Origin of the sequence: Streptomyces flaveolus (assembly GCF_044765825.1) — a bacterium.
Taxonomy (GTDB): domain Bacteria; phylum Actinomycetota; class Actinomycetes; order Streptomycetales; family Streptomycetaceae; genus Streptomyces; species Streptomyces flaveolus.
Map to the genome: position 1 here is coordinate 376,871 of NZ_JBIWKU010000006.1, position 13,185 is coordinate 390,055.

The window sequence follows — 13,185 nt, forward strand, 5'->3', positions numbered from 1 at the left end:
CGCGGACGGGACCGCACCGCGCACGCGCCGCCCCACCGTCGTACCCACCCGCTAACGTTGGCCGGATGAGCACCGAGGAGAAGTCCGCGGCCCCCCGGTCCCTCGCGGAAGCGCTCCGCGCGAGGGACGACGTCTCCCTGGCCGCCCTCCTGCGCAGCCGCCCCGACCTCATCACTCCCGTGCCCACCGACCTCACCCAGCTCGCCACCCGGGCAGGCACCCGTGCCTCGGTGGTGCGTGCGCTGGAGCGGCTGGACCGGTTCACGCTGCAGACGGCGGAGGCGCTGGCCGTGGCGGCGGACCCGGCGACGTACGGCGAGCTGCTCGGTCTGCTGGCCGGTGACGACGGTGATCCAGCCGTCGCCGGTGCCCTGCCGCGGGCTCTCGCCCTTCTGCGCGAACAGGCCCTGGTGTGGGGCGGCGACGACCGGCTGCGGCTGGTGCGCACGGCCCGCGAGCTGCTCGCGCCCTCTCCGCAGCATCCGTCCCCGACCGGTCTGGGGCCCACCGTGCGGGAGGCCGCGGCGGGGATGTCGCCCGGCCGCGTCCAGGAGATCCTGACCACCCTCGGTCTGCCCTCGACCCACGACTCGGTGACCGCCCTGGCCGGGCTCAGCGCCCTGTTCACCGACCGGGAGCGGATGGCGGCCCTGCTGGCCGAGCTGCCGGCGGGCTCCGTCGAGGTGCTGGACCGCCTGGTCTGGGGCCCGCCCTACGGCCAGGTCACCCACGATCCGGCGCCCCACCTGCGGCGGCTGCTGGACCGCGGCCTGCTGCTGCCGACCGCGCCCGGCACGGTGGTCCTGCCCCGCGAGGTGGCCCTGCATCTGCGCGCCGGCCGGGCGCACCGCGCACCCGAGCCGGTGCCGCCGGTGGTGGAGGCCGCCGCCACGCACCGTCCACAGGTTGTGGACGCCACCGCGGCCGGCCAGGCCCTCGCGGCGCTGGCGACCGTCGAGGAACTGCTGAAGGACTGGCACGAGGGCGGCCCGGCGGTGCTGCGGGCCGGCGGACTGAGCGTGCGCGACCTCAAGCGGACGGCCGTCGCGCTGGACGTGCCCGAGCCGGTCGCCGCGTTCTGGGTCGAGCTGGCCTACGCGGCCGGGCTGCTGGCGTCCGACGGCGAGGCGGACGAGCGGTACGCGGCGACCCCGGCGTACGACGACTGGCGCGAGCTGCCCGCCGCCGAGCGCTGGGCGCGGCTCGCCGAGGCGTGGCTGACGGCCACCCGGACACCGGGGCTGGTCGGCGGGCGGGACGCCAAGGACCGGGCGCTGTCGGCGCTCGGCCCGAACCTGGACCGGTCGGCCGCGCCCGAGGTGCGGCACCGGGTGCTGGCCCTGCTGGCCGGGCTGCCGGAGGGTTCCGCGCCGGCCGAGGAGTCGGTGCTGGCGAGGCTGCGCTGGGAGCGTCCGCTGCGGGGGCCGCGTCGCGACGGGCGGGACGGCGAGGACGACGACCTGCGCACCCGACTCGCCCGCTGGACGCTGTCCGAGGCGGAGCTGCTGGGCGTCACCGGACGCGGCGCGCTGGCGGCGCCGGGGCGGGCACTGATCGGCGCCCCCGAGCCGCCCCGGCCGGCGGACACGCCCGAGGAGTCCGACGGCCCGGGCGCCAAGCTCCCCGTCCACCACCGCGCGCCCGCCGCGCTCCCCTCGCCGAGCGCCGCCGAGCGGGCCGCCGCGACCGCGACCGCCGCCCGGCTGCTCGCACCCCTGCTGCCCGAGCCGCTGGACCACGTGCTGTTGCAGGCCGACCTGACGGCGGTGGCACCGGGGCCGCTGGAGCGTCCGCTCGCGGACATGCTCGGGGTGCTCGCGGACGTGGAGTCGCGGGGCGGGGCGACCGTCTACCGGTTCACGCCGGGCTCGGTGCGCCGGGCGCTGGACGCCGGCCGGACCGCCACCGACCTGCACGCCTTCCTCGCCCGGCACTCCAGAACGCCGGTGCCGCAGCCGCTGACGTACCTGATCGACGACGTGGCCCGCCGGCACGGGCAGCTGCGGGTCGGGGCAGCCTCGGCGTACGTGCGGTGCGACGACGACGCGACGCTGGACGAGATCCTCGCCGACAAGCGGGCCGCCGGTCTCGGTCTGCGCCGCCTCGCGCCGACCGTGCTGGCCGCGCAGGCCGACCCGGCGGCGCTGCTGGAGGGGCTGCGTGCGATGGGGTTCGCGCCGGCCGCCGAGTCCGCCGGGGGCGCCGTGCTGATCGCCCGCGCCGACGCCCACCGCACGCCGCCGCGTTCGGCGCCGGAGCCGGTCCCGGACGGGCCGCCGGTGCCCGACGACACGCTGCTGACGGCCGCGATCCGCGCCGTCCGGGCCGGTGACCTGGCGTCCACGGCCCCGCGCAAGCCCGGCCCGGGCAGCGGCGAGGGCACGCCGGCCGCGAACGGCGAGCTGCCCCGCACGGGCGCGGCCGAGACCCTGGCCACCGTGCAGGCGGCCGTGCTGACCGGCGAGGCGCTGTGGATCGGTTATGTGAACGCCGAGGGCGCGGCCAGCCAGCGCGTCATCGCCCCGATCCGCGTGGAGGGCGGTTTCGTCACGGCGTACGACCACACGGCGGACGAGGTACGCACGTATCCGCTGCACCGGATCACGGGCGTGGCGGAGCTCGCCGACGACGCGACCTGACACGTTCCGCTCCGCGGTCCCGTACACCGGGTTCCGCTTCGGTGCGCACTTTCGGGCGTACGGGACGGTTCATGCACGCCACGCCGAGGCTTTCCCACCTGAGAGGGAGCTTTTTCCATATTCCGCATCGGTCCGTCGGGCCGGGGGCAGCCACCGGGTGTCCTACCGCCGAACCGAAAGGAAGTTTCCGATGCGTGCGGTTCGTCGTGTCGTCACCGTCGGGGTCTTGGCCGCCGCGGTCGGCATCGATCTGGGTGGGGGCCTCACCTTCTGACCCGTCCGTCCCGCATCTGTGTCGTGAGCGGGCCGGCCCCAGTCCTCTCCCTGGGGCCGGCCCGCTCCGCTTCCCCGCTGAGCATTCCGAAAGGCCGGACAGCGCCATGTACTCGAAGCTTCCCGATTCCGCCCGCTCCGCCGTCGCCGTCTCCATCGCCGCCCTGATCACCGCGGCCGCCCTGTTCGGCTCGCTCGCCCCGAAGGCCACAGGGCTGCCGGTGGCGGGCGGCGGGCAGCCGGTCACCGAGGGGATCACCGCGGAGGGACCGCTGGTCGACAACCTCACGCTGCGGTAGCGGGCACCCTCGCGCCGCGATCAGGCACACTGGACGATTGGCCGAGCCGTCGTCCGGCCGTACGCACGCGAAAGGGTGCCGCCCGTGAATGGTCCGCTCATCGTCCAGTCCGACAAGACCCTGCTCCTGGAGGTCGACCACGAGCAGGCCGACGACTGCCGCCGTGCCATCGCGCCCTTCGCCGAACTGGAGCGGGCACCGGAGCACATCCACACCTACCGGCTGACCCCGCTGGGCCTGTGGAACGCGCGGGCGGCGGGGCACGACGCCGAGCAGGTCGTGGACGCGCTCGTGCAGTACAGCCGCTACCCGGTGCCGCACGCGCTGCTCGTCGACATCGCCGAGACGATGGACCGCTACGGACGCCTCACCCTCTCCAAGCACCCGGCGCACGGACTGGTCCTGACGACCACCGACCGGCCGGTGCTCGAGGAGGTCCTGAAGTCGAAGCGGATCGCCCCGCTGGTCGGCACCCGCATCGACCCCGACACGGTCGCCGTGCACCCCTCCGAGCGCGGGCAGATCAAGCAGACGCTGCTGAAGCTGGGCTGGCCCGCCGAGGACCTCGCCGGGTACGTCGACGGCGAGGCGCACCCGATCGAGCTGGCCGAGGACGGGTGGACGTTGCGCCCGTACCAGAAGCAGGCCGTGGAGAACTTCTGGCACGGCGGCAGCGGTGTCGTCGTCCTGCCGTGCGGCGCGGGCAAGACGCTGGTCGGCGCCGGGGCGATGGCGCAGGCCAGGTCCACGACGCTGATCCTCGTCACCAACACCGTCTCGGCCCGGCAGTGGAAGCACGAGCTGGTGAAGCGGACCTCGCTGACCGAGGACGAGATCGGCGAGTACAGCGGGACGAAGAAGGAGATCCGGCCCGTCACCATCGCCACCTACCAGGTGCTGACGACCCGCCGTAAGGGCGTCTACCCGCACCTGGAGCTGTTCGACTCCCGGGACTGGGGGCTGATCGTCTACGACGAGGTGCACCTGCTGCCCGCGCCGGTCTTCAAGTTCACCGCCGACCTTCAGGCGCGGCGCCGGCTCGGGCTCACCGCGACGCTGGTCCGCGAGGACGGCCGCGAGTCGGACGTGTTCTCGCTCATCGGCCCCAAGCGTTTCGACGCGCCGTGGAAGGAGATCGAGGCGCAGGGCTACATCGCGCCCGCCGACTGCGTCGAGGTCCGGGTCAACCTCACCGACTCCGAGCGGCTCGCGTACGCCACCGCCGAGACGGAGGAGAAGTACCGCTTCTGCGCGACGACCGCGACGAAGCGGAAGGTGACGGAGGCGATCGTGCGCCGCTTCGCCGGGCAGCAGATCCTCGTCATCGGCCAGTACATCGACCAGCTCGACGAGCTGGGCGAGCACCTGGGCGCGCCGGTCATCAAGGGCGAGACGTCCAACGCCCAGCGGGAGAAGCTCTTCGAGTCCTTCCGGCAGGGCGAGATCAGTGTGCTCGTGGTGTCGAAGGTCGCGAACTTCTCCATCGACCTGCCGGAGGCGACGGTCGCGATCCAGGTGTCCGGCACCTTCGGTTCGCGGCAGGAGGAGGCCCAGCGTCTGGGCCGGGTGCTGCGGCCCAAGGCCGACGGTCACCAGGCGCACTTCTACTCGGTCGTCGCCCGCGACACGCTCGACCAGGACTTCGCCGCCCACCGCCAGCGCTTCCTGGCGGAACAGGGCTACGCCTACCGGATCATGGACGCGGACGAGCTGCTGACGGAGGGCTGACGGCCGCCGCGCCGTGACCGGGCCCGGTCACGGTCACGGCTCGGGCAGGGTGAAGACCAGCAGCAGGACGAAGAGGGGCGGCAGCAGCGAGGCGCACGCCAGGCAGGCGCGCAGGGTGCTCCACCGGCGGGTCCACGGGATCACCCAGGCGGCGACCCAGGCGCCGAAGGTGAGGAAGCCGCCGAAGTACAGGGTCCCGTAGATCAGCGACAGTGAGGTCGTCAGGGCCTCGGAGCAGTCGTCGGGGCCGCAGCTGTCGGTCGCCATGGCCGACAGTCCGCCGAGGAACAGCGCCGCCGGGCCCAGGACGATGAGGAGCCCGGTCGCGACGGCCGGGGCGATCCAGGCGCGCCGGTCCCGGCCGGCCCGCCGCGGCAGGTACGCGGGCGGCTGCGCCGTGCGGTGCTGTGTGGTCATGCGGCCAGTGAAACCGCGCGGCCGGTGCCCGCGCACCGGCGGACGTACTCAGCCGCCGCGCGTCGGTGTACTCAGGCCGCCGGCGCGCGTACGGACGTCACCGGCGGCGGACGCGCGTACGGACGTCACCGGCGGCGGACGCCCGCCTCCTCGCCGTACTCGCCGAGGACGACCACGTCGAAGGCGGCGCCCGCGAACACCTTGACGGCGCGCAGGGCGTCACCGAGCCGGTGCCGGTGGCTGCCGGCCACGGGCGTGGCGCCGGACGGGCGGCCCGGTGCCGGGGCGGGGGAGATGGTTGCTGCGCTCATGTCTCCATAGTGCGATTCGGGACATACGGCTGTCATCGGTCTCCGGGCCGACCCCGCGCCGCCGTCCGCTACGACCGTGGAGGGAGTACATCCCCCAGTGCGGCGGACTCGATCCCCTAGGGGCTGCCGGAGAAAGCCGTTGGCCCGCGCCGCACTCCTTCCCCTAGAATCTCCGCTCTTGCCCGCCTCCCCCTCGGAGTGCTGCCGTCCGGACGGAAACCGGTCGGCCCACCGCGCAGCCCGCGCCCACTGAACCGCAGGTCATCCGGAGGCACCCCCTTGTCCACGCCCGTCCACGACGACCCTCTGTCCCGCGAGCGCGCCCATCTCACCGCGTCCCGTTCCGCACTGCGGGCCATGCGGGAGGACGTCGAGTCCCTCGACATCACCGACGTCACCGCGAACTGGGTCAACGCCGCCGTCCTGCAGAGCCAGATCGAGGAGCGCATCAAGGCGCTCGCCGACCTCAGCGACACCCCGCTGTTCTTCGGCCGGCTCGACTACCTGCACGCACCGGGGGCGGAGCGGGCGGAGGGTGCCGAGGGGGAGCGCTTCTACATCGGGCGACGGCACGTGCACGACGCGGACGGCGACCCGATGGTGATCGACTGGCGTGCGCCGGTCTCGCAGCCGTTCTACCGGGCGTCGAAGAAGGACCCGCTGGACGTCGGGCTGCGCCGTCGCTTCGGGTACACCGGCGGGGACCTCACGGCGTACGAGGACGAGCACCTGTCCGACCCGGCCGAGGCGGCGACCACCAGCAAGCTGCTCCAGCAGGAGATCGAGCGGCCCCGTGTCGGCCCGATGCGGGACATCGTGGCGACCATCCAGCCCGAGCAGGACGAGATCGTGCGCGCCGGGCTCGCCGGGTCGGTCTGCGTGCAGGGCGGCCCCGGCACCGGCAAGACCGCCGTCGGTCTGCACCGGGTCGCCTACCTCCTGTACGCCCACCGCGAGCGGCTCGCCCGCACCGGCACGCTCGTCATCGGGCCGAACAAGTCCTTCCTGCACTACATCGAGCAAGTCCTGCCCGCGCTGGGCGAGCTGACGGTCCGGCAGGCCACCGTCGACGACCTGGTCGCGCACGTCGAGGTGCGCGGCACGGACGACGCCGCGGCGGCGGTGATCAAGGGGGACGCGCGGATGGCGGAGGTGCTGCGCAGGGCCCTGTACTCGCACGTCACGCCGCCCACCGAGGGGATCGTGGTCGTGCGCGGCTCGCGCCGCTGGCGGGTGGCGGCGTACGAGCTGGAGGAGATCGTGCGCGAGCTGCTCGCCCGCGACATCCGCTACGGCGCCGCCCGCGAGGCCCTTCCGCAGCGCGTCGCGCACGCCGTGCTGGTGCAGATGGAGCGGGCGGGCGAGGCGCCGGACGACCGGGTGCAGAACGCGGTGGCGCGCAACGCCGCGGTGAAGGCTGCGGTCAAGGCCGTCTGGCCGCAGGTCGACCCGGCGAAGCTGGTACTGCGCCTGCTCACGGACGCGGACTTCCTCGCCGAGCACGCCGAGGGCGTCCTCACCGAGGACGAGCAGAAGACGATCCTGTGGGTGAAGCCGGCCCGGTCGGTGAAGTCCGCCAGGTGGGCGCCCGCGGACGCCGTGCTGATCGACGAGGCGACCGACCTGATCGAGCGCACCCACTCCCTCGGGCACGTGGTCCTCGACGAGGCGCAGGACCTGTCCCCCATGCAGTACCGCGCGGTGGGCCGGCGCTGCACCACCGGCTCGGCGACCGTCCTCGGCGACCTGGCGCAGGGCACCACGCCCTGGGCGACGCGGAGCTGGGAGGAGGCGCTGGCCCACTTGGGCAAGGACGAGGCGGTGATCGAGGAGCTGACGGCCGGTTTCCGCGTGCCGACGGACGTCATCACGTACGCCTCGCGGCTGCTGCCGTCCATCGCGCCCGGTCTGACGCCGGTGGCGTCGATCCGTGAGAACCCGGGCTTCTTCGAGATCCGCGCGGCCGCGGGCGGTACGGCCGACGTGGTGGCGGCGTGCCGCGAGCTGCTGTCACGGGAGGGATCGGTCGGCCTGATCGCCGCCGACGCGCGCGTGCCGGGGCTGGCGGACGCGCTCACCGCCGCGGGGATCGGCCACCTCGGCCCGGGCGAGGAGACGACACGGGCCACTCGCCTGACCCTGGTCCCGGCGTCACTGGCCAAAGGCCTGGAGTACGACTACGTGGTCCTGGACGAGCCGCAGGCCGTGGTCGACGGCGAGCCCGACGAACGCACGGGCCTGCGCCGCCTGTACGTCTGCCTGACCCGAGCGGTCTCGGGCCTCCTGGTGACCCACGCGACGACACTGCCGCCGCAACTGGCATAGCTGCGGACGTCGCACGCCCCGCCCCGCAGCATCGCACAGCCGCACGTCACGCCCCCCGTAGCTGCGCACAGTCGCACGTCACGCCCCCGTAGCTGCGGGCAGTCGTGCCGCCCCTGGGGGTACCTCCCAGGCCCTTCAGGCACTGGGGGAGGCACGACTGCCCACGGCTATGCGGCTGCGGCGCGGGCGCGCCGATGCGGGTACGCCTGTGCGGCTACCCGCCCAGCACCCGCCGCCACTCCCCCACCGCGTCCGCAGACACCGGCCCGTCCCACCCGGAGGGCCTCGCCGCGCCGCCGATGTGGAAACCGTCGATGCCCGCGTCCAGCAGCGTCGGCACGTGCTCCAGTCCCAGCCCGCCCCCCACCAGAAGCTGCTGCTCGTACCCCGGCTCGCCCCGCCGCCGCGCCTCCGCGAGCAGCGTCGGAAGGCCTTCGCCGACGCCCCCCGCCGCCCCGGCCGTCAGGTACGTGTCCAGCCCGGGGAAGTCGGCCAGCTGCTTGCGCACCGCGTCCCGGTTGGCGGCCCGGTCGATGGCCCGGTGGAACGTCCACCGGCATCCCTCCAGCGCCCCGGCGACCCGCTCCACCGCCCGCAGGTCCACGTCACCGTCCGCGTCGAGGAAGCCGAGCACGAACTGGTCCGCCCCGGCCCCCCGCATCTCCCCGGCGATCCCCACCAGCCGCTCGACGTCCCCGGCGGCGAACCCGTCCGCCAGCCGCAGCATCACCCGCATGTCGATGTCGACGGCGGCGCGGATCGCGGCGACGGTCCCGGTCGACGGGGTGAGTCCGTCGGCCGCCATGTCGGTGACCAGTTCGAGGCGATCCGCGCCTCCGGCCTGGGCGGCGACCGCGTCCTCGACGTCGAGGGCGATCACCTCCAGGACTGCACGCTTGCTCATGGGACCCCATTCGTCGGGCTTCGTCGGGCTTGCTCGGCTGTCCGGACCGCTACAGGTCTAGTCCAATTCAAGCGTACGCCCCGACAGCCTGCCAGGGGTCCCCTCACCGCGGACCCGCCGCCGCTCAGTCGCCGAAGATGTTCAGCTCCGCCGCCTCGACCCCGGCGAGCTCGTACCCGGCCCCGGCGTCCACCGGCCGCCCCGCGTAGAGCCGCACCAACGTCGGCGCGTCGCCGATGAACCGCCCCGGCGGCCGCTCGCCGCTCACCTCGCCCAGCTTCAGCGGCTCGTCCACGTCGTCGAGGTCGGCGTGCAGCGGGACGTGTCCGAGGTCCCGCGTGACCGTGGTCAGCAGCGTGAGCGCGTCCGGCAGCCCGCGCCCCGCGTACGCCCCCGGCTCGCCGAAGGCCACCCGCACATCGCCGGCGTGCACCCACTCGCCCAGCGCGACCCGGTCCAGCACGCCACCCGCACGGCCGATCACCGGCCCGGCCTCGGTCATGCCGCGTTCCAGCTCGTCGACGATCCGGGCGTTCGGCCAGTCGGCACGCTCGGCGATGTCCCGGTCGTTGGACGCGGGCGAGAAGACGCCCTTCTCGAAGCGGCCCTCCACCACCCGCATCAGCGCGGCGGAGCAGTGCGCCAGCACGTCCCGCACGGTCCAGCCCGGACACGCCACCACCGGCAGCGCGAAGTCACCGTCCGCCCGGGACCGCAGCAGCGGCACCAGTTCGTCCCGTTCGACGGTCAGCAGCCGCCCGGGCAGCTCGGGGTCGCGTACCTCGTTCACATCAGCAGGAGTCGTCATGGCCTCCACGCTAGGGCCTGCCGGTGGGCCCGGTCGCGGGACAATGTGGGCATGGCCGATCTCGACGCCCTCCGCGCCCGCTTCGCCCGCGCCCTGAACGGAGCCCGGGGCTCCGACGCCGGGCCGGACCCGGCGCCGTACGCCGACAACCTGATCGCCCGCTGGCAAGAGCCCCAGCGCCGCTACCACACGCTCGCCCACCTCACCGCGGTCCTCGACCGCGTCGACGAGCTGGAGCAGTACGCGCACGATCCGGACGCCGTGCGGCTGGCCGCCTGGTTCCACGACGCCGTGTACCTGCCCGAGCGGTCCGAGAACGAGGAGCGGTCGGCGCGCCTGGCCGAGCGCGCCCTGCCCGAGGCCGGCGTACCGGCTCGGAGGACCGCGGAGGTGGCCCGGCTGGTGCGGCTCACCGTCTCGCACGATCCCGCCGACGACGACCGCGACGGCCAGGTGCTGTGCGACGCCGACCTGGCGGTCCTCGCCTCGCCCCCGTCGGCGTACGCCGCCTACACGGCCGCCGTCCGCGAGGAGTACCACTTCGTGCCGAACGACGCCTTCCGCGAGGGACGTGCCGCGATCCTGCGTCAACTGCTCGGCCTGCCACGGCTGTTCCGCACGCCGTACGGGCAGCGGGAGTGGGAGGCGACCGCCCGCTACAACCTCACCGGCGAGCTGGAAATGCTGTCGCCCGGCGGTGACCCGGCCCCGTAACGTGCCCCGCATGCGGACCATGGGCGGGGATCAGGTGGAAGAGGCGGTGGCGGGCGCGGTGGCGCTGCTGCGCACGGCGACGGACCGGGACTGGGAGGGAGTACGGGCCGGGCGGCTGGAGTGGAGCTGCCGGTACACGGCGGAGCATGTCGCGGGCGACCTGATCGCGTACGCGGGCCAGCTCGCCGGACGCGCCACCGGCGCCTACGTCCCCTTCGAGATCACCCTCGACGAAGGCACCGGCAACGAGGGCGTCCTCCAGGTGATCGAGACGACGGGCGCGCTGCTCGCCGCCACCGTCCGCACCACCCCGCGCGAGGTCCGCGCCTTCCACCCGTATCCGTTCCGCAGCGCGAACCGCGAGGGCTTCGCCGCGATGGGGGTCGCCGAAGTACTGGTGCACACGCACGACATCGCCGAGGGCCTGGGCCTGGCGTACGAGCCGCCCGCCGCACTGTGCGAGGACGTACTGACCCGGATCTTCCCGCACGTCCAGCCCGGCCCCGGCCACTGGCGCACCCTGCTGTGGGCCACCGGCCGCGGCGAGCTGCCCGGACGCGCCCCGCTCGACGCGTGGCGCTGGAACAACAACCTCGTGATCCCCGCCGGACGCCTCACCCTCCAGGGCGTCACCCCCGCCGCCGCCACCGACCTGGCCGCGGGCGGCGACGGCGGGTTCGTGTGGGTCGACGGCGGGCCGTACCAGGGCACGCGGGACGCCGCCGGGATGCTGCTGAAGGCGTACGAGGCGGGCGTACACCGGCCGGAGTGGGGCGTGTTCACGCTCGTGCGCACCGAGGACGGGCGTGCGGTCGGCGGCATGGGCTTCCACGGCGCGCCCGACGAGGACGGCCGGGTGGAGATCGGCTACGACCTCGCCGAAGCCGCGCGGGGCCACGGATACGCCACCGAGGGTCTGCGCGCGCTGTCCGCCTGGGCGTTGGAGCGCGACGGGGTGACGTCGGTGTTCGCGACGACCGAGCCCGCCAATCTGCCGTCCCAGGCCGTCATCACACGCGCCGGTTTCACCCGGGTCGCGGGGGAGGACGAGGAGCAGTTCGCCTACGAGTTGCGGGGCGCGCGCCCCTGACCGGCGCCCTTGCGCCGCCGCAGCCCCGCCCCGTGCAGCAGCCGCACCACCTCGCGGCTGCTGACCTCCAGGGCGCCGGCGGACACGGCGTCCGCGTACCGGTGGGCGGGGAGGTCGTAGTGGTCGCGCTCGAAGGCGCGGCGCGGCACGCCCAGGGTCTCGGCGAACGCGTGCAGTTCGGCGTAGGACGTGTCGCTGACGAGGTGCGACCACAGGCGGCCGTGGCCCGGCCAGGTCGGCGGATCGATGTAGATCACCGGGGCGTCCTCACGACGACTGCATGCCGCCCGTGGCGTGGCCCAGCGAGCCGACCGCCGCGACCTTCACACCGGCCTTGCCGCACACCCAGTGCGGGTCCGGGCCGAGTTCCGGTTCGACGTCGAGCGCGTGCGGGTCGCCGGAGCCGCACACCGGGCACAGCGGCCAGCGGCCGTACCGCTCCAGCAGGGCGTCCTGGACGTCCTGCGCGACCAGCCCGGCCACGAACTGGGCGCCCTCGGGCCACTGCTCGACCCACCAGCGCCGCTGCACGACGGACTCCTCGACGAGCGACACGACGTCCGCCTCGGCCACCTGGCCCGCCACCAGGTCGGCGAGCACGAGGGCGCGTGCGGCGTGCAGGGCCTGCTCCAGGGGGCTGATGGGGTCCATGCCCCCATTGTGCGCACTCTTGACCCGGAGACCGAAACGAAAATATCTTTCATGAGTGACCGATGAAGTGAAGGAAACTTTCGCGAGTGCGTCCGGCGGCCGTCGCGCCACCGGAGGCGGGAGCGCGCCGCCCGCGCCCGCCGCCCTCGCGGCCAAGGTGCGCACGCTGGCGCCTTCGATGACCCGCTCCATGCAGCGGGTCGCCGAGGCCGTCGCGGGCGACCCGGCCGGCTGCGCGGCCCTCACGGTCACCGGCCTCGCCGAGCTCACCGGCACCAGCGAGGCCACCGTCGTACGCACCGCCCGCCTGCTCGGCTACCCCGGCTACCGCGATCTGCGCCTCGCACTCGCCGGGCTCGCCGCGCAGCAGCAGTCGGGACGCGCACCCGCCATCACGACGGACATCGCGGTCGACGACCCGATCGCCGACGTCGTCGCCAAGCTGGCCTACGACGAGCAGCAGACCCTCGCCGACACCGCCGCCGGACTGGACACCGTCCAGCTCGGCGCGGCCGTCGCCGCACTCGCCGCCGCCCGCCGCACCGACGTGTACGGCATCGGCGCCTCCGGTCTGGTCGCCCAGGATCTCACCCAGAAACTCCTGCGCATAGGGCTGATAGCCCACGCCCCGAGCGACCCGCACCTCGCCGTCACCAACGCGGTGCAGCTGCGCGCCGGGGACGTCGCCCTCGCCATCACCCACTCCGGATCGACCGGGGACGTCATCGAGCCGCTGCGGGTCGCCTTCGAACGCGGGGCGACGACCGTCGCGATCACCGGCCGCCCCGACAGTCCCGTCACGCAGTACGCCGACCATGTGCTGACCACGTCCACGGCGCGGGAGAGCGAGCTGCGGCCGGCGGCGATGTCGTCGCGGACCAGTCAGTTGCTGGTGGTGGACTGTCTGTTCGTGGGGGTGGCGCAGCGGACGTACGAATCGGCTGCGCCGGCTTTGGCGGCGTCCTATGAGGCGTTGGCCCATCGGCACGGTCATCGCGGTAGACCGTAGGACTTGATCGTCGTGGG

General features: G+C 74.2%; 13 protein-coding genes. 7 read left to right on the forward strand and 6 right to left on the reverse strand.

The genetic code is table 11. The annotated features are described in order from the left end of the window. The first annotated feature begins 65 nt into the window (after positions 1–65). From ACIRG6_RS20750 to ACIRG6_RS20760, 3 genes are all read left to right on the forward strand, one after another. Complete coding sequence (locus ACIRG6_RS20750; protein WP_364674111.1) at positions 66–2,639, forward strand: helicase C-terminal domain-containing protein; 2,574 nt, start codon at positions 66–68, stop codon at positions 2,637–2,639. A gap of 380 nt (positions 2,640–3,019) precedes the next feature. Next, positions 3,020–3,211 carry a hypothetical protein gene (locus ACIRG6_RS20755; RefSeq protein ID WP_364818124.1) on the forward strand — a complete coding sequence of 64 codons (192 nt, stop codon included), beginning with the start codon at positions 3,020–3,022 and terminating at the stop codon, positions 3,209–3,211. 84 nt (positions 3,212–3,295) lie between these two features. Next, entirely contained in the window at positions 3,296–4,939 is a 1,644-nt protein-coding gene (locus tag ACIRG6_RS20760) for a DNA repair helicase XPB (RefSeq protein ID WP_364674115.1), read from the forward strand. A 33-nt stretch (positions 4,940–4,972) separates the two neighbouring features. On the opposite strand, the gene ACIRG6_RS20765 is transcribed toward ACIRG6_RS20760, so the two are convergent. Both ACIRG6_RS20765 and ACIRG6_RS20770 read right to left on the reverse strand, forming a co-directional pair. After that, the gene (locus tag ACIRG6_RS20765; RefSeq protein ID WP_364674117.1) at positions 4,973–5,356 is read right to left on the reverse strand and encodes a hypothetical protein; all 384 of its coding nucleotides are present in this window, start codon (positions 5,354–5,356) and stop codon (positions 4,973–4,975) included. Positions 5,357–5,481: 125 nt separating this feature from the next. After that, a complete protein-coding gene (locus ACIRG6_RS20770) occupies positions 5,482–5,667 on the reverse strand; it encodes a hypothetical protein (protein ID WP_189233941.1) in 186 nt (61 codons plus the stop codon). A 279-nt stretch (positions 5,668–5,946) separates the two neighbouring features. Between ACIRG6_RS20770 and ACIRG6_RS20775 the strand changes: the two genes are divergently transcribed. Next, positions 5,947–7,992 (forward strand): HelD family protein, encoded by a 2,046-nt coding sequence (locus ACIRG6_RS20775; RefSeq protein WP_403323970.1) that lies wholly within the window; start codon positions 5,947–5,949, stop codon positions 7,990–7,992. A 214-nt stretch (positions 7,993–8,206) separates the two neighbouring features. Here ACIRG6_RS20775 and ACIRG6_RS20780 read toward each other — a convergent pair whose 3' ends face one another. Both ACIRG6_RS20780 and ACIRG6_RS20785 read right to left on the reverse strand, forming a co-directional pair. Then, positions 8,207–8,896, reverse strand: coding sequence for a copper homeostasis protein CutC (locus tag ACIRG6_RS20780; protein WP_364674123.1), 690 nt, complete (start codon positions 8,894–8,896; stop codon positions 8,207–8,209). Positions 8,897–9,020: 124 nt separating this feature from the next. Next, positions 9,021–9,704 carry a maleylpyruvate isomerase family mycothiol-dependent enzyme gene (locus tag ACIRG6_RS20785; RefSeq protein WP_403323972.1) on the reverse strand — a complete coding sequence of 228 codons (684 nt, stop codon included), beginning with the start codon at positions 9,702–9,704 and terminating at the stop codon, positions 9,021–9,023. 51 nt (positions 9,705–9,755) lie between these two features. Between ACIRG6_RS20785 and ACIRG6_RS20790 the strand changes: the two genes are divergently transcribed. Both ACIRG6_RS20790 and ACIRG6_RS20795 read left to right on the forward strand, forming a co-directional pair. Further along, a complete protein-coding gene (locus tag ACIRG6_RS20790; protein ID WP_318213346.1) occupies positions 9,756–10,418 on the forward strand; it encodes an HD domain-containing protein in 663 nt (220 codons plus the stop codon). 10 nt (positions 10,419–10,428) lie between these two features. After that, complete coding sequence (locus ACIRG6_RS20795; protein WP_364818115.1) at positions 10,429–11,508, forward strand: GNAT family N-acetyltransferase; 1,080 nt, start codon at positions 10,429–10,431, stop codon at positions 11,506–11,508. Here the strand turns inward: ACIRG6_RS20795 and ACIRG6_RS20800 are convergent. Together ACIRG6_RS20800 and ACIRG6_RS20805 are read right to left on the reverse strand one after the other, a co-directional pair. Continuing rightward, positions 11,481–11,765: a DUF4031 domain-containing protein gene (locus ACIRG6_RS20800; RefSeq protein ID WP_364818112.1), complete on the reverse strand. Its 285-nt coding sequence runs from the start codon at positions 11,763–11,765 to the stop codon at positions 11,481–11,483. The genes ACIRG6_RS20795 and ACIRG6_RS20800 overlap by 28 nt on opposite strands. Positions 11,766–11,775: 10 nt before the next feature. Then, positions 11,776–12,159: a hypothetical protein gene (locus tag ACIRG6_RS20805; RefSeq protein ID WP_350724786.1), complete on the reverse strand. Its 384-nt coding sequence runs from the start codon at positions 12,157–12,159 to the stop codon at positions 11,776–11,778. 67 nt (positions 12,160–12,226) lie between these two features. Between ACIRG6_RS20805 and ACIRG6_RS20810 the strand changes: the two genes are divergently transcribed. After that, the gene (locus ACIRG6_RS20810; RefSeq protein ID WP_225635278.1) at positions 12,227–13,168 is read left to right on the forward strand and encodes a MurR/RpiR family transcriptional regulator; all 942 of its coding nucleotides are present in this window, start codon (positions 12,227–12,229) and stop codon (positions 13,166–13,168) included. Positions 13,169–13,185 lie beyond the last annotated feature (17 nt).